Source organism: Histidinibacterium aquaticum (assembly GCF_008710275.1).
Lineage (GTDB): Bacteria > Pseudomonadota > Alphaproteobacteria > Rhodobacterales > Rhodobacteraceae > Oceanicola > Oceanicola aquaticus.
In genome coordinates, this window is record NZ_VYQE01000002.1 from 616,736 (window position 1) to 637,262 (window position 20,527).

Sequence of the window (20,527 nt, forward strand, 5' to 3'; positions counted from 1 at the left end):
CCCGCGGCTAACGCTTTCTTCACCACCGCTCGGATAGACCGGGCGAGCGGTAAAGGTGCGGATGGAATGCGATCGCGGGAGCTGCAGCAGACTGGCGGCGCCGGGCCCGACCCGGCTGGAGTGCGTCGCCGAAAGGCGGCCCTGATCGTTCAGATCGCCTCGGCCGAGGGGCACAAGCTGCCGCTCGACCGACTCTCCGACGAAGCGCAGATGTCGCTCGCCCGTGAAATCGCCCAGATGCCCGCCGTGGACCGCGAGACGCTCGAACAGGTCGCGGGCGAATTCAGTGCGGAGCTCGAGCGGATCGGTCTCACCGCCCCCTCCTCCATGGAAGAGGCGCTGACACTCCTCGACGGCCAGATCAGCCCCCGCGCCGCCGCGGCGCTCCGCGAAGAGCATGAGCGCATGACCGGCGCGGATCCCTGGCCCCGCGTCCTCGCCCTGCCGCCCGAGGATCTCAAGCCGATAATGGAAAGCGAGAGCACCGAGGTCTCCGCGGTCGTCCTCTCCAAGCTCCCTGTCGCCAAGGCGGCGGAGCTTCTCGGTCGCCTGCCCGGTGAGCTGGCCCGCCGCATCACCTACGCCGTCTCCCGGACGAAGGACGTCTCGCCCGGCGCCGTCTACCGCATCGGCCTCGCCCTGGCGGAGACCTATGGCCGGCCACCCTCGACGGCCTTCACCGAGAAGCCGGGTCGTCGTCTCGGGGCCATCCTGAACTCGAGCGGTGCACAGACCCGGGACGAGGTTCTCGACTCCCTAAGGTCCGAGGACCCCGAGTTTGCCGAGGAGGTGCGCAAGGCGATCTTCACCTTTCACGACCTGCCCCGGCGCCTGCGGAAAGAGGATCTGGCCAAGGTCATCCGGCTGGTCGACGGTGTCGATCTCACCACCGCCCTCGCCGCCGGACTCGCGGAGGGAGGCGACGGCCAGATCGCCGCAGATTTCGTCCTCGACAGCATTTCGCAGCGCATGGCCGCGCAACTCCGGGACGAGATCGCCGAACGCGGTCGCGTGAAGAAATCCGAGGCGGAGACGGCCCAGACGAACATGATCACATCGATCCGGGAGGCGGCTGACATGGGAGAAATCACGCTGGTTTCCGAGGACGAGGAGGAGGACTGAGGCGCGTCTCTGGCCAAGCCATGGGCCCTCGTCTATGGCTCCGGCGATGGACGACACCCCCCTTACAAGACGGATCGCGCACAGGACCGGATTCTTGGCCTTCAAGACGATCCTCGCGGTGCTCAACCGCCTTCCCTACGCCTGGAGGGTTCATGGTATGGGATGGCTCGCCACGAGGGTCATCGGGCCACTGGCCGGCTACAGGCGCCGGGCGCTCACCAACCTCGAGATGGTCTGGCCCGGGATGCCCGGGCCGGAGCGGCGGCGGTTGGCGGACGAGACGCTGGACAACTTCGGCCGGACCGTCATCGAGAATTTCTGCCACGCCGATTTCGCCGCTCACCTCGCCCGGACGGGAACGCGGGTCGAGGGGCCGGGATTGCCTGCCCTCGACGCGGCCCGCGCCGAGGGGCGGCCGGTCCTCTTCGCCGCGGCGCACTTCGGCAACCACGAGGCCCCGCGCCACGCCTTCGCCGCCCAGGGCACGGCGGTCGGCGGCATCTACCGGCCCCTGTCGAACCCCTACATCGACCGGGACTATCGCGAGACGCTGAACGCCATCGGGGCGGAGACCTTCCCACAGGGTCGCGAGGGCACGGCGCGCTTCGCCCGCTACCTGCGCAACGGCGGCTGGGGCATCCTCTACTATGACATCCACCAGCCGCGCGGCGACAAGCTGGAGTTCATGGGCCTGCCCGCCCGAACCTCCACTTCCGCCGCGAAGCTTGCGCTCAAGCACGGCGCGGCGCTGGTGCCAGTCTTCGCGGTTCGCCAGCCGGACGGGCTAAGCTTCCGTGTGATCGTGGAAGAGCCGATCGCCCCCGGCGATCCGATGGAAATGACCGAGGCCCTTCACGCGCGCCTCGAGGCCCGCATCGCCGAAACGCCGGCGCAGTGGATGTGGATTCACCGCCGCTGGAAGAGCCACCAGAAAGCCCAGGCGCGCAGCCGCACGCTCTCGAGTTGAGCCTACTCGACGTCGGCGGCGGCCAGGATCGCCCCGTGGCCGGGCCGCTGGAGGATCACCGCCATGGGCGACTCGCCCCGCGGAACCTCGGCCTCGAAGGGCTCGGCGCCGTCCCACTGACCGATCGCCTCCCAGGAGGTGACAATATTGGCATAGTCGATGGTCCGCCCGGCGTTCTCGCCGCGGTGAATCTCGACCGTCTCGATGGGGTCGAACCGCGCGACCTGGACGACAAGCGGTCCGGCGTCGCCCTCGGCGCGGACGTGCACGGTGTCGCCCTCGACCCGCAGGTCCAGCTCGACCCCGGTCTCGACCTCGGAATGCGTGTCGATCAGCGTCGCGATCTCCATCGGACGGGTGCCGACCACGTGGTCCGTGCCGCCGACGATCATCTGCGGGGTATAGACGATCCGCTCGCCCGCCGCCCGGGCGTAGCCTTTCTGGCGCTGGGTGAAGGCCGGCTCGGCAAAGCTGTCCTCCCAGCCGATGTAGTCCCAGTAGTCCACGTGCAGCGCCAGAGCGATCACGTCGTCCCGGCCGGCCAGCTCGCGCAGCATAGCGTCCGCGGGCGGGCAGGACGAGCAGCCCTGCGAGGTGAAGAGCTCGATGACGACCTTCTCCTGCTCGGCGCCTGCACCGGTGGCGGAGAGCGAAAGACCGAGGATCGCGGAGATGAGGGCGGAGCGCATGTTTCTTCCTTGCTGCCTGCGGCCGAGACCTAACCCGCTGCCGCACCGCCCGCCAATCAACCCTGTGGGAGAAGTTGTGACAGCGGCGGATTGGCCACGTTCCAGGACATATGCGCCGGGCGCCCTGCCCCGCCACCCCGGAAGCGGGGTGGAGTGCGGTAGATCGTCACTTTGTGTGCAATAGTATACAATGGGCTCTTGATTGGAAGCCTTGCCTTTGGCAGGAGGAGGCCAACGTCTCTCCTACATCCTCACGGAGGTCTTCTCATGCCCATCAAGGTCGGTCACGACAGCGCAAAGACGCGCAAGACGCTCACCTCGGGCGACCAGTCGGTCGCCTACTACTCGATCCCCGCCGCCGAAGAGGCCGGTCTCGGGACCTTCTCCCGCCTGCCCGCCGCGCTCAAGGTCGTGCTGGAGAACATGCTGCGCTACGAGGACGGCAAGACCGTCACCACCGACGACATCAAGGCCTTCTCCGAGTGGGCCGACAAGGGCGGCAAGAACCCCCGCGAGATCGCCTACCGCCCGGCCCGCGTGCTGATGCAGGACTTCACCGGCGTTCCGGCCGTGGTCGACCTCGCCGCCATGCGCGACGGCATCAAGGAGCTCGGCGGCGACGCCCAGCAGATCAACCCGCTGAACCCCGTCGACCTCGTGATCGACCACTCCGTGATGATCGACGAGTTCGGCAACCCCCGCGCCTTCCAGATGAACGTGGACCGCGAGTACGAGCGCAACATCGAGCGCTATACCTTCCTCAAGTGGGGCCAGAAGGCCTTCAACAACTTCCGCGTCGTGCCACCGGGCACCGGCATCTGCCACCAGGTGAACCTCGAGTACCTCGGCCAGACCGTATGGACCGACGAAGACCAGAACGGCGATCAGGTGGCCTACCCCGACACCCTCGTCGGCACCGACAGCCACACCACCATGATCAACGGCCTGGCCGTCCTCGGCTGGGGCGTCGGCGGGATCGAGGCCGAAGCGGCGATGCTAGGCCAGCCGATCTCGATGCTGATCCCCGAGGTCATCGGTTTCAAGCTGACCGGCGCGATGAAGGAAGGCACGACGGCCACGGACCTCGTGCTCAAGGTCGTGCAGATGCTCCGCGAGAAGGGCGTCGTCGGCAAGTTCGTCGAATTCTATGGCGACGGGCTGGACAACGTGCCGCTCGCGGACCGTGCCACCATCGGCAACATGGCGCCCGAGTACGGCGCGACCTGCGGCTTCTTCCCGGTCGATGCCGAGACGCTCAAGTATCTCGAGCTCACCGGCCGCGACAAGGACCGCATCGCCCTGGTCGAGGCCTATGCCAAGGAGAACGGCATGTGGCGCGAGCCGGGCTACGAGCCGGTCTATACCGACACGCTCGAGCTCGACATGTCCGATGTCGTCCCCGCGATCTCCGGTCCCAAGCGCCCGCAGGACCACATCGCCCTGACCGAGGCGGCGAAATCCTTCCGCGCCTACGTCAAGGGCCAGCGCGACGGCGAGGATGTCTCGGCGAACGCCGAGGGCCGCTGGGAAGGTGAAGGCGGCCAGCCCGAGCCGGTCGACATCCCCGGCGACGAGGGCCACCACAAGCGCGGCTTCGTGCCGACCGAGGACGGTCACTACCAGCTGCACGACGGCTCCATCGTGATCTCCTCGATCACCTCCTGCACCAACACCTCGAACCCCTACGTCATGATCGGCGCGGGTCTCGTGGCCAAGAAGGCGCGGGAGAAGGGCCTGAACCGCAAGCCCTGGGTGAAGACCTCACTCGCGCCCGGCAGCCAGGTCGTCTCGGCCTATCTCGAGGCGAGCAACCTGCAGGACGACCTCGACGCCATCGGCTTCAACCTGGTGGGCTACGGCTGCACCACCTGCATCGGCAACTCCGGTCCGCTGGCGCCCGAGATCTCGAAGTGCATCAACGACAACGACCTGATCGGCGTCTCGGTGCTCTCGGGCAACCGCAACTTCGAGGGACGGATTTCGCCTGACGTCCGCGCCAACTACCTCGCCTCGCCGCCGCTCGTGGTGGCCTACGCGCTGGTGGGCGACATGAACGTCGACATCTGGACCGAGCCGCTCGGCCAGGACCAGCAGGGCAACGATGTCTACCTGAAGGACATCTGGCCGACCCAGAAGGAGATCGCCGACCTCGTCGAGCAGACGGTGACGCGCGAGAGCTTCCAGGAGAAATACGCCGACGTCTTCAAGGGCGACGAGAAGTGGCAGGCGGTGGAGACCACCGACAGCGAGACCTACGACTGGCCGCCCTCCTCCACCTACGTCCAGAACCCGCCCTACTTCCAGGGCATGTCCAAGGAGCCCGGCACGATCTCCAGCATCGAGGGCGCGCGCGTCCTCGCGATCCTCGGCGACATGGTCACTACCGACCACATCTCGCCCGCGGGCTCGTTCAAGGAGACGACGCCGGCCGGCAAGTACCTCGTCGATCGCCAGGTCCCGCCGCGGGAGTTCAACTCCTACGGCTCGCGCCGGGGCAACCACGAGGTCATGATGCGCGGCACCTTCGCCAACATCCGCATCAAGAACGAGATGCTGGACGGGGTCGAGGGCGGCTACACCCTCGGGCCCGACGGCGAGCAGACCACGATCTTCGACGCGGCCATGGCCTACCAGGAGCAGGGCACGCCACTGGTCGTCTTCGGCGGCGAGCAGTACGGCGCGGGCTCCTCGCGCGACTGGGCCGCGAAGGGCACCAACCTGCTGGGCGTGAAGGCCGTGATCGCCGAGAACTTCGAGCGCATCCACCGCTCGAACCTCGTGGGCATGGGCGTCATCCCCTTCGAGTTCATCGGAGAGGACCGCAAGTCGCTCGGCCTCAAGGGCGACGAGCAGGTCTCGATCAAGGGACTGGAAGACGTGAAGCCCCAGGACGAGGTCGACTGCACCATCACCTACGGCGACGGCTCCACCAAGGAGATCAAGCTCAAGTGCCGGATCGATACGGCCATCGAGAAGGAATACGTCGAGCACGGCGGCGTGCTGCACTACGTGCTGCGCGACCTCGCGAGCCGCAAGGCGGTCGCCGCGGAGTGATCTCCCTGTCCTGAACGAGGAAAGGCGCGTCCCCACGGGGCGCGCCTTTTCGTTTGCGCCGCCTCCGGCGTCGCCCAAGCGGGGGCTTTGCCCCCGTCGCCCTGCGGGCGACTCCCCCAAGGGTATTTCCGGCTAGATGAAGGGTCAGGTCTCGCCTTCCCAGAGGCCGTGTTCGCGGTGCCAGGCTTCGAGGGACTTGTCTGGGTATCGGGGATACGTCTCGTCCCCGGGTCCCTCTTCCACGGTCACCCAGTCCGGCTTGAAGTCGAGCATGAGGCGGACGCGGGCGGGTGGCCGCGGGAGGGCGCTGTCGATGGCCGAGGCGAAGGGATGGACCAGCTCGGGCCAGGAGGGCGCGTAGACCCAGAGCGCGGTGCCGCAGCCGGTGCAGAAGCTTCGCTCCCCCTCGCTCACCTCGCAGCGGCCCTCGTCGTCCATGATCTCCGCGCTGAAGGCGCCGATGCTCTCGCGGCCCTCGACCTCGAGCGTCTCCGCCAGGCCCTCGATGTTGATCGCGTAGCCGCCGCCCCCGCCGGTCTTGCGGCAGATAGAGCAGTAGCAGCGCTGGTAGGGCACCGGCGCGCGGCTCTGGACGGTGAAGCGGACGGCGCCGCAGCGGCAGCTTCCATGAAGGGTGCGGGGCATGTCGGGGCTCCTTTCGAGCCCCAACGCGCCCCGCCGCCCGCGCGGTTCCTAGCCCTCGGGATCGGGCAGCGGAGGCAGGGTCCGCAGGTAGGCCACGACCGCCTGCACGTCCTCGTCGGTCATGTTGGCGAAGTGGCCGTAGGGCATGGGCGGCATCATCGGCGTGCCGTCGGGACGGACCCCCTGCGTGATCATCTGCGCGAGGTCCTCGTCCGACCAGTCGGCAAGGCCGTCCTCGGGGTGGGTGGTCAGGTTCGAGGCCACGGAGACGCCCCAGGGGCCGTGGAACTCGTAGCCGCCCGCGCCCCAGTGGGTGTCGAACATCGGGCCCATCTCTCCGAAGGTGGTGTGGCACTCCATGCAGTGCGCCACCGGGCCGGCCAGGTATTCGCCATACTCGGCCGTCGGTCCCTCCTGCGGATGCGCCACCGTCTCGATCGGCGGACCGTAGGCCGGCGGCAGCGGCATGTTGTAGGTGCTGTCCCCCGCATCGTTCTCGACCGCCGGGACGGTGCGCAGGTACATCACCATGCTCATCACGTCGTCGTCCGAGAGCCCCCGGTAGAGCACGATGGGCATGGGCGGCCCGATCACCGAGCCGTCCGGGCGGATGCCCTCGCGGATGGCCCGGGCGAGCTCGGCGTCGGACCAGTCGGCGACCGCGCCGCCCGGCGTGATGTTGTCGGCGATGGCGGTGAAGGCGGGCGTCTCCTCCACGAGCCGGCCGGCGAGCGCCTGGTCCATGAGCGGCCCCTCCGGGCCGAGCGGCGTGTGGCAGTTGCCGCAGCCCGCGGGGCCCTCGACCAGGTAGCGGCCGCGCTCCAGCGTCGGTTCGGCCCGGGCGCCCCAGGCCGCGAGCCCGGCAGCGGTGAATGCCGCCGCGAATACGATACGTGACATGTGAGTCTCTCCTCCCTTACCCTGCGTCAGAATGACACAGCTCCGGGAGGGCTCAAACGGAAATCGCGCGGCTCAGCTGCCGCCGGCGGCAGGGTCCTCGCCCAGGGCGGCCTCGAGTTCGGGCGCGAACCTCTGCTCGTAGTCGGAGCCCACGAGGGGGCCGGCGAAGCGGAAGAGCACGGTGCCGTCGCCGTCGACGATGAAGGTCTCGGGCGGTGCGGTCACGCCCCAGTCGATGGCCGTGCGCCCGCGCGGATCGAAGGGGACGGCGGCGAAGGGATTGCCCTCGTTCCCGAGGTAGTCGAGCGCGTTGTCTTCCTGGTCGCGGAAGTTCACGCCGACGATGTCGATCCCCTCGTCGGCCAGCGCCTGCAACTGCGGATGCTCGGCCCGGCAGGGCGGGCACCAGGAGGCCCAGAAGTTCACCAGCGTGACCTCGCCAGAGCGCAGCATCTCCGGCTCGAAGGCGGCGTAGCCCGGCAGGGCCTCTTCCGTGATGGCGGGTGCCTCCTGCCCGACACGGGTCGAGGGAAGGTCATCGGACCGGTCACGGAACATGCCGCCGAGAAAGAGACCGGCGATGCCCGCGAAGATCGCGGGCGGGAGGAGAACGAGCGGAGAGATCCTAGCCATGGTCGCGTTCCACCTCCTGGAGTTCGCGCTTCACCCGGCGGCCGCGGCGGAGGGACAGCGCCACGATGCCGGCGAGCAGCAGCAGCGAGATCGCATAGGCCGAGAGCACCTCGGCGGCATAGTTGCCCAGTTCCGGCATCAGGCCCGCGCCTCCCGTGTCCCGGCGCGGCGCGACCGTGCCAGCAGCGCCCGCATACGGCGGACCCGGATCTCGGTCTGGGTCCGGTAGAGGACCAGCGCGATGAAGAGCAAGACGAACCCCGCGATCGAGAGCAACAGCGGGAAGTAGAAGACGTCGGCCACGTTCTCTTCCGCGTCGAGCGAGAGCGAGGCCCCCTGGTGCAGGCCCTGGTTCCAGAAGAGCACGGCATACCGCGAGAGCACCGCGAAGACCGAGCCCACGATGCAGAGCACCGAGGTGAGGTCCGCCGCGGTATCGGGGTCCTCGATGGCCTCCCAGAGAGCGACGTAGCCCAGGTAGAACAGGAAGAGGATCAGGAACGACGTGAGCCGCGGGTCCCAGGCCCAGAAGGTCCCCCACATGGGCTGGCCCCAGATCGCCCCGGTCACCAGCGCCATGAGCGTCATGGTGATGCCCACGGGCGCCGCCGCGCGCGCCGCGAGGGCCGAGACGTGGTGCCGCCGGATCAGCCAGATCAGCGAGGCCACCAGCATCATCACCCAGGCGTTGATCGCCATCATCGCCGAGGGGACGTGCAGGTAGATGATCTTGACGGTCGATCCCTGCCGGTAGTCGTCCGGCGTGAAGAAGAAGCCCCAGATCAACGCGCCCACGATCGCCGCGCCCGCGAGGCCGAAGGCCCACGGGATCAGCGGCGTCGTCGTCGCGATGAACTTCTTGGGGTTGGCGTATTCCCAGATCGACATATGCCGTATCTAGCCGTCGCCGGGGGCCCGCTCAATGGCCTCACCGCAGATTGACGCGCAATGCCGCAGCCGTGGCGAAGGGCAGCAGCGCCAGCGCGCCGAAGGTGATCCCGCCCATGAGCATGAGCGGCGTGCCCGCCCCCTGCCCCTCCGCCCCGCGGCGCACCGCCTCGGCCCCGTAGATCAGGGTGGGCACGTAGAGCGGCAGCACCAGCAGCGACATCAGAAGCCCGCCCCTCCGCAGGCCCACCGTGAGCGCCGCGCCGAAGGTGCCGATCATCGAGAGCGCGGGCGTCCCGAGAGCCAGTGTCGCCAGCAGCCAGGGATAGGCCGGCGGCGCGAGGTTCAGCAGAAAGCCCAGCACCGGGGCCGCGAGCGTCAGCGGCAGGCCGGTCGTGATCCAGTGGGCGACGGCCTTGACCAGCGCCACGCCCTCCAGCGGCAGCGGCGAGGTGGCGATCAGCGCCAGCGCCCCGTCCTCCCAGTCGAGCGCGAAGATGCGGTCGAGCGAGAGCAGCGCGGCCAGCAGCGCCGCGACCCAGAGGATGCCCGGCGCGATGAGGGTCAGGGTCTGCGCCCCTGGGCCTACGCCGAAGGGCACCAGGACGATGACGATCAGGAAGAAGGCGAGGCCGAGGCCGAAGCCGCCCCCGGCCCGGACCGCCAGCCGCAGGTCTCGCAGAAGAAGTGCCGTCACAGAAAGGCCTCGTCGGCTCCGCCGGAAGCTTCGGGCGACGCTGCGAACGGGGTCAGATCCATCTCCGGCGCCTCGAGCCCGAGGTCGATATGCGTGGCGATGACGGCCGCGCCGCCTTTTGCGAGGTGCCGGTCGCGGAGGAAGTCCGCGAAAAGCGTCACGGAGAAGCGGTCGAGCGACACCGTCGGCTCGTCGAGAAAGAGCACCGGCTTGCCGGTCACGCCGAGCCGCGCGAGCCCCGTCCGCCGCTTCTGCCCGGCCGAGAGCGTGCCCGCGTGGCGCGTGCGGAGGGCGGTGAGATCGAAGGCCTCGTAGAGGTCTTCGGGGACCTCCTGCCCGTGGACGCGGGCCCAGAACGCCAGGTTTTCCTCAACCGTGAGCTGCGCCTTGATCCCGTCGGCGTGCGAGGCATAGGCGCCGGCCCCCTCCTCCATGAGGGTCTCGCCCGAGATCGGCGGCTGCAGCCCGGCGAGCGCCCGCAGCAGGGTCGTCTTGCCGATGCCGTTGGGCCCGCGCAGCACCAGCGCCTCCCCCGGGCCGAGCGAGAAGCTCACCCCCTGGAGGATCGGAACGCCGCCCCGGGCGACGGAGAGATCGCGGACTTCGAGCATGGGCCGGGAGTAGACCAAGGCAGGGCCGGAGGGAAGCGGCCGTAGGGTGGGCTTCCAGCCCACCCCGCGCCTCACACCGGCAGCAACGCCACCGCGACCCGGCGCCCCTCGGCGAGAAGCACGTTGTAGCTGCGCGCGGCGGGGCCGGAGGCCATGACCTCGACCCCGATGCCGGCGTCTTCCAACTCTTCGCGGAGCCTCCGCGGCAGGTGCGCGATCTCTTGCCCGGTGCCCACGAGGATCACGTCGACCTCCGGCTTGAGATCCAGCAGGGCCGCACCGTCCTCGTAGCCGCCCCAGCCGGTCACCCCGCGGGGCGAGACCAGGACGGCGCCCTCGATGGCCTCTCCGCCGATCCGGAAAAAGCCCGAACCGTAGCCGTCGATCGGCTTGGCGTCGGTATAGACGACCTCGTTCATGCGCATGGCTCTACCTCCGGCAAGGGACCTCGGCCCGCGCCCGATAGCCTAGGGCGCGGGGCAGCCCCGGTCAAAAACCGGGCCCTCAGGCCTCGCTGTCGATCTGTGTCCCGGCCTTCGGCGTCTGGCTTTCCTTCGACCAATCGCGCTTCACGCCAAGCACCACGAGCACGGTCGAGGCCACGAAGATCGAGGAATAGGTGCCGACGATCACGCCCCAGATCATCGCGAAGACGAAGCCGCGGATCACGTCGCCGCCCAGCACGAAGAGCGAGATGAGCGCCAGCAGCGTGGTCAGCGAGGTCATGAAGGTCCGGCTCAGCGTCTCGTTGATCGAGAGGTTCATCACCTCCCGAAGCGACTTCGACTTGTAGCGGCGCAGGTTCTCCCGGACCCGGTCGAAGACGACCACGGTGTCGTTCAGCGAGTAGCCGACGATGGTCAGCAGCGCCGCGATGATCGCGAGGTCGAAGCGGATCTGCAGCTCCGAGAAGATGCCCAGCGTCAGCACCACGTCGTGCACCAGCGCCAGCACCGCGCCGAGGGCGAACTGCCATTCGAACCGCAGCCAGATGTAGATCAGCACCGCCCCGATCGCGAGCAGCACCGCGAGGATCGCCGTCTGGATCAGCTCGCCGGAGACCGTGGGCCCGACCGACTCGACCGCGGTGAACTCGATGTCCGGCGCGACCTCCTGCAGGACGGTGCGGACCTCCTCGATGGTTTCGGCCGTCACCGATTCCATCCCCTCCTGCGCCTGGATGGCGATGGAGACGACGTTCTCGTCGGGCCCGAAGGTCGGGTCGAAGACCTCGGTGATCGTGATGTCGCCCAGTTCCAGCGGCTGCAGCGCCGAGCGGTAGGCGCCGACGTCGATGGGCTCGGAGGACTCGGCGCGGATGGTCGTGCCGCCGGCGAAGTCGATGCCGTAGTTCAGCCCCTGCACCACGAAGGAGATGAACGCCACCACCACAAGCACGCCCGAAATGCCGAGCCAGAGCCGCGCCCGAGAGAAGAAGTCCCAGGAGGTGTCTTGGGGCAGGAGTCTCAGTCGCATCTCAGACCTCGATCGTTTTCGGACGGCGCCGGTCGTACCAGATCACGATCATCACCCGCGTCACGAAGAGCGCGGTGAAGACCGAGGTCAGGATCCCGAGACCCAGGGTGATCGCGAAGCCGCGCACCGGGCCCGAACCCATGGCGAAGAGGATGACCGCCGTCATGAAGGTGGTGATGTTGGCGTCGACGATCGCCGAGAGCGCCTTCTCGTAGCCCTGCGCGATGGCGCGCGAGGGCCCCTTGGCCGATTTCAGCTCTTCTCGGATTCGCTCGAAGACCAGCACGTTGGCGTCGACCGCCATACCGATGGTCAGCACGATCCCCGCGATACCCGGCAGCGTCAGCGTGGCGCCGATGAGCGAGAGCAGTCCGAAGATGAGCCCCACGTTGATGAGCAGCGCGATGTCGGCGAAGACACCGAAGAGACCGTAGCTCAGCACCATGAAGATCATGACCGCCGCGAAGGCGACGATACAGGCCACCGTGCCCGCGTCGATGCTGTCCTGCCCGAGTTCCGGGCCGATGGTCCGCTCCTCGAGGAAGGTCAGCTCGGCCGGCAGTGCGCCCGCCCGCAGCAGCACGGCGAGATCGGTCGATTCCTCGACCGTGAAGTCGCCGGTGATGATGCCGTTGCCGCCCCGGATCGCCTCGTTGATGCGCGGGGCCGAGATCACCTCGTCGTCGAGGACGATCGCGAAGGGCGCGCCCACGTTGGCAGCGGTGTAGTCGCCGAAGGCGCGCGCGCCCTGCGGGTTGAAACGGAAGTTCACCGCCGGGCGGTTGTTCTGGTCGAAGGTCGGCTGCGCATCCACCAGGTCCTCGCCCGAAACGACGGGCGCCTGCTCCACCAGCGCATAGGCCTCGTCCCCCTGGCTGGGGAAGGGCAGCAGCTCTTCGCCCGACCCCACGTCCGTATCGGCCTCGGCAAAGGCCTGCACGACGGGCCGGAAGGTCAGCTGGGCCGTCGTGCCGATGATGTCCTTGAGCTCCTGCGCCGAGCCGACGCCGGGCACCTGGATCAGGATCCGGTCCTCCCCTTGCCGCTGGATCGAGGGCTCGCGCGTGCCGACCTCGTCGATCCGGCGGCGGATGATCTCCAGCGCCTGCCGCACTGTGCGGTCATCGAGCGCGACCTGCTCGGCCTCAGAGAGGCGCACCGTCAGCACCTGCCCGTCCGCGCTGACGGCGAGGTCCATGGCCCCTGCCCCGGTCAGGCTCACGACCGGGCGGGCAAGGCCGCGAACAATCTCCAGCGCCCGGTCGACGCCGTCGGCCTCGGAGATGCGGACTCGGAGCACGTCGGGCTCCGACTGTTCCCGCGTCACGAAACCGACCGTGTCGCGCTCCGCCGCAAGGGCGTCACGCACCTCGGGCCAGAGCGAATCCATCCGCCGCTCGTAGACGTCCTCGACCTGGACCTCGGCGAGCAGATGCGCGCCGCCGCGCAGGTCGAGGCCGAGGTTCACGAGCCCGTCCGGCAGGAACGAGGGCCAGCGGCCTTCCTGGGCCTGCAGTTCCTCGTTGGTCAGGCCAGACTCGATCGCCTGCGCGGCATCGTTGGAGACCTCGACCCGCGAATAGAAAAGGTTTGGGAGCGCCAGCAGCAGTCCGACGGCGACCACCGCCCAGATCAGGATCCGCCGCCAGAGGGGGATGTAGAGCATCGGGAGAACTCCAGACGGGGCCGCGGCCGCGCCGCGCGCCCCAGCGTCACGTCACTTCGCGGGTTCGGTCTTGTTGACCACCTGCGCGATGGTCGAGCGCACCACGCGGACGGTGACGCCCTGCGCGAGCTCAACCTCGATCTCGTTGTCTTCCTTGACCTTGGAGACCTTCCCGATGAGGCCGCCCTGGGTCACCACCTGGTCGCCCCGGCGAAGCGCCTTCACCATCTCCTGGTGCTGCTTCACCTTCTTCTGCTGCGGGCGGATCAGCAGGAAGTACATGATCGCGAAGATCAGAATAAGCGGGACGAACTGCGCGAGCGCGCTGCCACCTTCCATGAGGCCTCCTGGTCTCTTGTCTCGTCTGTTTAGGCCCCTGGGCCCCTGTCTGGCCGCCATATGGACATAAGCGCGCCCGGGTGCAACTCGCCAGCCGTCTCCGCGCGCGAACGCCGCGGTCGCACGAGTGGCTTCAGGTCGACCTCGCCGGACGCGTCGCAGGTCGAGGGTTGCGGGGCGCCGGCCCGTTGCGTCGTGTTGCGCCGATCAGGCGCGTTCCGGTTTTTCCCGTATTTTCAATGTCATGGCCCGGCGTCCAAATTTGGACGCCGGGACGGGCCCTCTCGGACGACCCCCTTTCCCCCGGCGAGCCGATGGGGCATATCCGCTCCGAACGCGAGGGAATGGGAGAGACCCATGCACGATATCAGAGCCATCCGAGAGAACCCGGCCGCCTTCGACGCCGCCCTCTCCCGCCGCGGGCTCGATCCGGTCTCTCCCGAGATCCTCGCCCTCGACGAGGCCCGCCGCGCCAAGATTACCGCCGCCGAGGAAGCCCAGGCCGAGGCCAACCGCGCCGCCAAGGAGATCGGCAGGGCCAAGGCATCGGGTGACGAGGAGGCCTTCGAACGGCTGCGGACCGAGGTCGCCTCGAAGAAGGCCGAGATCGCCCGCCTCCAGGACGAGGCCAAGGAAGAGGACCGCAAGCTCACCGACCTGCTGATGGGCCTGCCCAACCTTCCGCAGGACAGCGTGCCCGACGGCGAGGACGAGGACGACAACCTCGAGATCCGCCGCTGGGGCAGCCCCCGCAACTTCGCCTTCGATCCGAAGGAGCACTACGAGATCGCCGCGGTTCAGGACCGCATGGACTTCGAGACCGCCGCCAAGCTCTCCGGCTCGCGCTTCGTGCTGCTCTCCGGCGCCGTGGCCCGCCTGCACCGGGCGCTCGCGCAGTTCATGCTCGACACCCACGTCGAGGAGCACGGCCTGACCGAGACCATCACCCCCGTGCTGGTGCGCGAGGAGATGATGTACGGCACGGGTCAGCTGCCGAAGTTCGGCGAGGACAGCTACAAGACCACCAACGGCTGGTGGCTGATCCCGACGGCAGAGGTGACGCTGACAAACATCGTCAACGGCCTGACCGTCGAAGAAGGCTACCTCCCCCGCCGCTACGTGGCCCACACCCAGTGCTTCCGTTCCGAGGCCGGCAGCGCCGGCCGCGATACGTCCGGAATGCTTCGCCAGCACCAGTTCGAGAAGGTGGAGATGGTCTCGGTCACCCGGCCCGAGGACAGCGACGCCGAGCACGAGCGGATGACCGGCTGCGCTGAAGCGATCCTGCAGAAGCTCGACCTGCCCTACCGCACGGTCGTACTCTGCACCGGCGACATGGGTGCGGGCGCGCGCAAGACCCATGATATCGAGGTCTGGCTGCCCGGGCAGAACACCTACCGCGAGATCAGCTCGGTCTCGACCACCGGCGACTACCAGGCGCGCCGGATGAACGCGCGCTACAAGCCCGCCTCCGGCGGCAAGCCGCAGTTCCTCCACACGCTGAACGGCTCCGGCCTCGCCGTGGGCCGGGCGCTGATCGCCGTGCTGGAGAACGGCCAGGAAGAGGATGGCTCGGTCACCCTGCCCGAGGTCCTGCATCCCTATCTTGGCGGGCGCACGCGCCTGACGGCGGATGGCCAGCTCGCCTGAACCGGGCACGCCCGAGGCCTGGGCCGCGGCACGCCCGCCGCGCCCCTCCTCGGGCGATCCCGAGGTCGTCTTCGCGATCCCGCTGATCAGCAAGGCACGCGCCTACGACTGGGCCACCGTCTGCCACCGGCTGGCCGAGACACTCGGGAGCCTGCGGGCGCAGAGTTCCCACCGCTGGCGCGCCTTCATCTGCTGCCAGGACCGGCCGGAAGGGATTTCCTGGGACGAACAGGTCACCTTCCTGCCCTTCGAGATCGTGGACGAGGTGAGCGCGGAGACCGTCACCCGCTTCGACAACCACGCCAAGAAGGAACGGATCTTCGCCCACCTGGCGGAGACGCATGGCGGGGACGGCTACCTCTTCCAGCTCGACGCCGACGATCTACTCCACCCGGGCCTCGTCGAGCACATCGTCACCGACGACAATGGCGCGGGCTACTGGATCGAGGAAGGCTACATGCTCGACCTCCGGACCGGGGCGCTGGCCTACATGGGGCCCAAGAGCCTACGGCACCCCTTCGCCCATACCTTCATCCGGGAGTGCGGCTCTTCCTCCGCCCTGCGGTTCGACTTCCGGGACGGCGAGGAGACGCTCACGCCGATCCGCGACCGGGGCAAACACGCCGAGGTGCCCGAGCGCATGGCGCGCTACGGCTACCGGATGACCCCTGTGCCCTTCCCCGCGGCGCTCTATCTCGTCGGCCACGGCGAAAACATGCGCCAGCGCCGGGGCAAGCTCGGCGCGAAGGAAAGCTACCTTCGCCGCAACCGCCTCCGCGCCGCGCGGGCGCGCGAGGTGCGCAACGAATTCGGGCTGACGGAGTTGCCCCTGTCATGAGATCCACCCTCCTCGCCTGGGCGACGCTGATCCTGTCGGTGACCTTCGCCGCGGCGCCACTCTTTTCGTCCTTCGCCGGCTTCGACGGCGCGCAACTGCCCGAGCCGCAGGACAGCCCGCCCATCGAGCCCGCGGGCTATGCCTTCTCGATCTGGATCCTGATCTACATCTGGCTCGTGCTGTCTGCCGCCTTCGGCCTGCGCACACGCCGCGACGATCCGGCCTGGACCGCGCCGCGGGCCTGGCTCTCGCTCTCGCTTCTGATCGGCACGCCCTGGCTCTGGGTCGCCAACCAATCGGCGATCTGGGCCACCGTCATGATCGTCGCCATGGCGGTCACGGCCGTGATGGCGCTGAAAGCGGCGCCCTGGTTCGACCGCTGGATGCTGCGGGTGCCGGTGGGCATCTACGCCGGTTGGCTGACCGCCGCGTCCTTCGTGTCGCTGGGCTCCACCCTGGCGGGCTACGGAATCCTCGGGCCGGTCCCCGTGGCCTTCATCGGTCTCGCCTCGGCCGTGGGCGTGGCCGCCTTCGTGCAGGACTGGCTCGGGACGGCGCCGGAATACGGCCTGACCGTCGTCTGGGCCCTGGTCGCGATCATGGTGCAGAACGGAGAGGCGCAGCTGGCCCTCACCATCCTCGCCGCGGTGGGTATCCTGATCGTCGGCTTCCTCGCCTGGCGCAACCGGCACAGGCCCCCGATCGAGGCGTGACGCTCAGGACCCCTTCGGCGAGGGTTTCCCGAGGTGCTTGCGCAGGCGCGAGGGCGTCGATTTCTTCCTGTTCTTGAAGGGGTTCTGCTCCCCCTGCCCGCGCATCCAGAGACGGATCGGCGTGCCCGGCATGTCGAAATCCTCGCGCAGCCCGTTCACGAGGTATCGCGAGTAGCTTTCCGGGATCTTGTCCGGCGAGGAGCACATGACCACGAAGCCCGGCGGCCGGGTCTTGGCCTGGGTCGCGTAGCGCAGCTTGATCCGGCGCCCGCCCGGGGCCGGCGGCGGATGCGCCTCGACCATCTCGCCCAGCCAGCGGTTGAGCTGGGCCGTGGTGACGCGCCGGTTCCAGACCTCATGGGCCTTGACGATCGCGGCGTGAAGGCGGTCGAGCCCCCGCCCGGTCATGGCCGAGACAGTGACCAGCGGCGCGCCCTTGAGCTGCGGCAGCAGTCGCTCGAACTCGGCCTTGAGGTCGCGCAGCTTCTCCTGCTTCTCGGTCTCGAGGTCCCACTTGTTCACGGCCACGACCACCGCACGCCCCTCGCGCTCGGCAAGGTCGGCGATGCGGAGGTCCTGCTGCTCGAAGGGGATCCCGGCGTCGAGCAGGACGACGACCACTTCGGCGAACTTCACCGCGCGGAGGCCATCGGCGACGGAGAGCTTCTCGAGCTTGTCCTGCACCTTGGCCTTCTTGCGCATACCCGCCGTGTCGAAGAGCCGGACCGGCGTGCCCTCCCAGTCGAGGGTGAGCGAGATCGAGTCGCGGGTGATCCCGGCCTCGGGGCCCGTCAGAAGGCGCTCCTCACCGAGGATGCGGTTGATGAGCGTCGACTTGCCCGCGTTTGGACGGCCGACGACGGCCACCTGCAGGGGCCGCGCCCGTGTCGGCGTCCAGTCCGGGAGCTCGACCTCGTCGTCCTCGATGTCCACGTCGGTGCGCGGCGCGTCCTCGACGGCCTGCTCCTGGTGGGCATCGGCCAGCGGAATCAGCGCCTGCAGCAGGTCCGCCATCCCCTCGCCGTGCTCGGCAGAGAGCGCCAGCGGCTCGCCCAGGCCCAGCGAGTAGGCTTCGAGCAGCCCGCTCTCGCCTGCCCGGCCCTCGGCCTTGTTGGCGGCGAGGAGGACGTGCGCGGATTTCTTGCGCAGGATCTCGGCGAAGACCTCGTCGGTCGGCGTGACGCCGGTCCGCGCGTCGATCACGAAAAGACAGACATCGGCCATCTCGACCGCGCGCTCGGTCAGGCGGCGCATGCGCCCCTGCAGGCTCTCGTCCGTGGCCTCTTCCAGGCCGGCGGTATCGATGACCGTGAATCGCAGGTCGCCGAGGCGGGCCTCGCCCTCTCGCAGGTCGCGGGTCACGCCCGGCTGATCGTCGACGAGCGCGAGCCGCTTGCCGACAAGCCGGTTGAAGAGGGTGGACTTGCCCACGTTGGGGCGGCCGACGATGGCCAGTGTGAAGCTCATGGGGACCTCCGAAGACGCGCCCGATACACCGGGTACGCCTTAACGGAAAGCCAGAAGTTGTCCCTCGGCGGAGACGACGTAGAGCGTGCCGCCCGCGACGACGGGATTCGTCGTGGCTCCGCCGGGCAAGGCGCTCTCGGCCATCAACTCGCCCGAGCGGGGATCGTACTGGCGCAGAGCGCCGTCTGAGGAGGCGACGATCAACCGGCCGCCGGCAAGCACGGGCCCATAGTGAGCCGTCACCGAGGTGTCCCGGCCCGCGCCAAAGAGGCCCCTGCGCTGCGGCTGCTGGGGCAGCTGGCGGCGCCACACGACCCGGCCGGTCGCGGCGTCGAGCCGGACGAGCTGACCGATGTCGTTGACCAGGTAGACCGCATTGCCGACCGGCCGCATCGGGCCGACCGCGCCCTCGTCCGCGCTCCAGATCCGCTCGCCGTCAGCCAGGGAGAAGGCCGCGACCTGTCCCGAGAAGTTGCCTGCGTAGACCCGTCCACCCGCGATCACGGGGTCGGCCGCGATATCGGAGACGTTGGACTGTGCCGTGCCGGCCCGTTCGCCCACGACGAAGCTGCGCCACCGCTCCCGCCCGCCGAGGGCGAAGAGCGCCACGACCTCTCCGGCGGAGGTGGGGAAGACGGCGGTATTGTCGCCCACCGCGGGGCCGGAACCGCCGCCGAAGCCGGAGGGGGACGAGATGCCGGAGCGGGTCCAGCGGATGCGGCCCGTCTGCCGGTCGAGCGCCCAGGCCCGCCCGTCGCGCGCGGCGACGTAGAGCAGACCGCCCTCCACCGTCGGCGCGGCACTGCCGGAGGCGCCGAGATCCTGCGTCCAGAGAATGCCGCCCGAGCTGGCGTCGACCGCGTGGACCTGGCCGAAGCCGGTCGAGGCGTAGAGAACGCCGTCGCCGTAGGCGAGACCGCCGCCCGACGCCTCGTTCGACGCTTCCAGCGAGCGGCGCAGGTCGGACTGCCAAAGTAGGTCGCCCGCGTTGCTGACCGCGCTGACCGTCGCACGGGCATCCATTGCGAAGATCGTCGACCCTGCGACGACGGGATCGGCGGTGATCCGGGCACGGCGGCTGTCTCCCGCGCCGATGGGTGTCGCGAAGGCGAGGTTCAGCGCGCCCGGCAGCGCCGGGTGGGCCAGGAAGTGGCGCGCGTTGCCGCCCCTGTGGGTCCAGCTCGCGTTGGCCTGGACCGCCGGCAGGGTGACCGGAAGGGCCTGGCCGATGTCCGGCTGTACGCCGCCGACCGCCTCGCGCTGGCCCGGAAGCCGCACGTCGGGCTGGCTGCAGGCCGCCACCAGGGCGAGCGCGCCCAGCATGATCCAGATCGGTCTTGCGGCCATGTCTCGGTGCCCCCTGCGCCCTCGGTCCGTCAGTCCTGAACGATGGGCGGAGCCTCCACGGCCTCCCCCAGTTCGCCCCCGAGGGCCACAATCAGGCTCGTGGCCCGGTCACGCAAGCCCTGGGTCACCTCGGCATCGCCGATGATGGACCGCAGGGCCTCGAGCGCGGTTTCGGTCTCCCCGGCGGCGATGAGCGCCAGCGCCCGCTGTTCCTGGGCGACCAGCCGGAACGGAGCGCCGGGCGCGGTCAGCGGCTCGAGCGCCGAGGCCCGCTCGGCCGGATCGAGGCTGTCGTCGATCATCAGCGCCTTGAGACTGGCGAGATCACGGTAGATCGGGGAGACATCGCCGTCGGTGGACAGGGCATTGAGCGTCTCGACGGCGGCCCGGGTCTCTCCGGCCTCGACCTGGGCGGAGGCCGTCAGGAAGCGCGTCACCGCGGCGGCGGGCCCCTCGGGCTCGACCTGGGCCAGGGCCTCTGCCCGGGCCTCGGCCTCGTTCGCCTCCAAAGCGGTGAGCAGCGCATCGCCACGCGCCTGCGCCTCGGCCTGCGACCGGGACTGCGACCACTGCTGCCAGGCCGTGCCGCCGACGATCAGAAGGACGACCAGAAGGGCGATCCAGCCGTACTTGCGGAAATAGCCGTAGAGCCGGTCGCGGCGGACCTCTTCGCTCACCTCGTCGATGAAGCTCTCGTTGTTGCTCACCGCACCTCCCCGGACGCCCTTCGGGGGCCTGTCCTCGTTGTCCGGCGCCTCTTACCCTCAAGCACCGTCGGGGGACAAGCCCCGCCCCTGTTGCTGCATGTGCACACCGAGGCGCCGC

General features: G+C 69.1%; 21 protein-coding genes. 6 read left to right on the top strand and 15 right to left on the bottom strand.

The features are described from left to right. Positions 1-66: 66 nt before the first annotated feature. Both F3S47_RS08445 and F3S47_RS08450 read left to right on the top strand, forming a co-directional pair. Entirely contained in the window at positions 67-1,122 is a 1,056-nt protein-coding gene (locus F3S47_RS08445; RefSeq protein ID WP_223877762.1) for a FliG C-terminal domain-containing protein, read from the top strand. Positions 1,123-1,216: 94 nt separating this feature from the next. Then, positions 1,217-2,089, top strand: a complete 873-nt coding sequence (locus F3S47_RS08450; protein WP_191090117.1) for a lysophospholipid acyltransferase family protein — start codon at positions 1,217-1,219, stop codon at positions 2,087-2,089. A 2-nt stretch (positions 2,090-2,091) separates the two neighbouring features. On the opposite strand, the gene F3S47_RS08455 is transcribed toward F3S47_RS08450, so the two are convergent. After that, positions 2,092-2,778 (bottom strand): DUF1223 domain-containing protein, encoded by a 687-nt coding sequence (locus F3S47_RS08455; protein WP_150444803.1) that lies wholly within the window; start codon positions 2,776-2,778, stop codon positions 2,092-2,094. A 267-nt stretch (positions 2,779-3,045) separates the two neighbouring features. Between F3S47_RS08455 and acnA the strand changes: the two genes are divergently transcribed. Further along, positions 3,046-5,832, top strand: coding sequence for an aconitate hydratase AcnA (gene acnA, locus F3S47_RS08460; RefSeq protein ID WP_150444804.1), 2,787 nt, complete (start codon positions 3,046-3,048; stop codon positions 5,830-5,832). Between the two features lie 144 nt (positions 5,833-5,976). Here acnA and F3S47_RS08465 read toward each other — a convergent pair whose 3' ends face one another. From F3S47_RS08465 to yajC, 11 genes are all read right to left on the bottom strand, one after another. Further along, a complete protein-coding gene (locus F3S47_RS08465) occupies positions 5,977-6,477 on the bottom strand; it encodes a GFA family protein (protein ID WP_150444805.1) in 501 nt (166 codons plus the stop codon). Positions 6,478-6,525: 48 nt separating this feature from the next. Further along, on the bottom strand, positions 6,526-7,377 hold the full coding sequence (locus F3S47_RS08470) for a c-type cytochrome (protein WP_150444806.1): 852 nt from the start codon (positions 7,375-7,377) through the stop codon (positions 6,526-6,528). A gap of 72 nt (positions 7,378-7,449) precedes the next feature. Then, positions 7,450-8,010, bottom strand: a complete 561-nt coding sequence (locus tag F3S47_RS08475) for a DsbE family thiol:disulfide interchange protein (protein WP_150444807.1) — start codon at positions 8,008-8,010, stop codon at positions 7,450-7,452. Continuing rightward, complete coding sequence (ccmD, locus tag F3S47_RS08480; protein ID WP_150444808.1) at positions 8,003-8,149, bottom strand: heme exporter protein CcmD; 147 nt, start codon at positions 8,147-8,149, stop codon at positions 8,003-8,005. Before ccmD ends, F3S47_RS08475 begins: the two co-directional genes overlap by 8 nt. Further along, on the bottom strand, positions 8,149-8,898 hold the full coding sequence (locus tag F3S47_RS08485) for a heme ABC transporter permease (RefSeq protein WP_150444809.1): 750 nt from the start codon (positions 8,896-8,898) through the stop codon (positions 8,149-8,151). Before F3S47_RS08485 ends, ccmD begins: the two co-directional genes overlap by 1 nt. A gap of 40 nt (positions 8,899-8,938) precedes the next feature. Then, on the bottom strand, positions 8,939-9,595 hold the full coding sequence (gene ccmB / locus F3S47_RS08490) for a heme exporter protein CcmB (protein WP_150444810.1): 657 nt from the start codon (positions 9,593-9,595) through the stop codon (positions 8,939-8,941). Then, the gene (gene ccmA / locus F3S47_RS08495) at positions 9,592-10,206 is read right to left on the bottom strand and encodes a heme ABC exporter ATP-binding protein CcmA (RefSeq protein WP_150445046.1); all 615 of its coding nucleotides are present in this window, start codon (positions 10,204-10,206) and stop codon (positions 9,592-9,594) included. The genes ccmB and ccmA overlap by 4 nt, the downstream gene beginning before the upstream one ends. Positions 10,207-10,277: 71 nt before the next feature. Beyond that, positions 10,278-10,631 (bottom strand): Mth938-like domain-containing protein, encoded by a 354-nt coding sequence (locus F3S47_RS08500; RefSeq protein WP_150444811.1) that lies wholly within the window; start codon positions 10,629-10,631, stop codon positions 10,278-10,280. 79 nt (positions 10,632-10,710) lie between these two features. Continuing rightward, positions 10,711-11,682, bottom strand: coding sequence for a protein translocase subunit SecF (secF, locus tag F3S47_RS08505; RefSeq protein ID WP_150444812.1), 972 nt, complete (start codon positions 11,680-11,682; stop codon positions 10,711-10,713). Position 11,683: 1 nt separating this feature from the next. Beyond that, positions 11,684-13,348: a protein translocase subunit SecD gene (gene secD, locus F3S47_RS08510; RefSeq protein WP_150444813.1), complete on the bottom strand. Its 1,665-nt coding sequence runs from the start codon at positions 13,346-13,348 to the stop codon at positions 11,684-11,686. 51 nt (positions 13,349-13,399) lie between these two features. Further along, complete coding sequence (gene yajC, locus F3S47_RS08515; RefSeq protein WP_150444814.1) at positions 13,400-13,687, bottom strand: preprotein translocase subunit YajC; 288 nt, start codon at positions 13,685-13,687, stop codon at positions 13,400-13,402. A gap of 357 nt (positions 13,688-14,044) precedes the next feature. On the opposite strand from yajC, the gene serS reads away from it, so the two are divergent. Genes serS through F3S47_RS08530 form a run of 3 tightly spaced genes read left to right on the top strand, consistent with a single transcriptional unit; the run spans position 14,045 to position 16,888 of the window. Beyond that, positions 14,045-15,337, top strand: a complete 1,293-nt coding sequence (gene serS / locus F3S47_RS08520) for a serine--tRNA ligase (protein WP_150444815.1) — start codon at positions 14,045-14,047, stop codon at positions 15,335-15,337. Continuing rightward, positions 15,321-16,175, top strand: a complete 855-nt coding sequence (locus tag F3S47_RS08525; RefSeq protein ID WP_150444816.1) for a glycosyltransferase family 2 protein — start codon at positions 15,321-15,323, stop codon at positions 16,173-16,175. Before serS ends, F3S47_RS08525 begins: the two co-directional genes overlap by 17 nt. Further along, positions 16,172-16,888 carry a tryptophan-rich sensory protein gene (locus tag F3S47_RS08530; protein ID WP_150444817.1) on the top strand — a complete coding sequence of 239 codons (717 nt, stop codon included), beginning with the start codon at positions 16,172-16,174 and terminating at the stop codon, positions 16,886-16,888. Before F3S47_RS08525 ends, F3S47_RS08530 begins: the two co-directional genes overlap by 4 nt. 3 nt (positions 16,889-16,891) lie before the next feature. Here F3S47_RS08530 and der read toward each other — a convergent pair whose 3' ends face one another. The 3 genes from der to F3S47_RS08545 are packed head-to-tail and all read right to left on the bottom strand — an operon-like array spanning position 16,892 to position 20,409. After that, the gene (gene der / locus F3S47_RS08535; protein WP_150444818.1) at positions 16,892-18,355 is read right to left on the bottom strand and encodes a ribosome biogenesis GTPase Der; all 1,464 of its coding nucleotides are present in this window, start codon (positions 18,353-18,355) and stop codon (positions 16,892-16,894) included. Positions 18,356-18,394: 39 nt separating this feature from the next. After that, positions 18,395-19,702: a PQQ-like beta-propeller repeat protein gene (locus tag F3S47_RS08540; protein ID WP_223877763.1), complete on the bottom strand. Its 1,308-nt coding sequence runs from the start codon at positions 19,700-19,702 to the stop codon at positions 18,395-18,397. Between the two features lie 29 nt (positions 19,703-19,731). Beyond that, a complete protein-coding gene (locus F3S47_RS08545) occupies positions 19,732-20,409 on the bottom strand; it encodes a tetratricopeptide repeat protein (RefSeq protein WP_150444819.1) in 678 nt (225 codons plus the stop codon). Positions 20,410-20,527 lie beyond the last annotated feature (118 nt).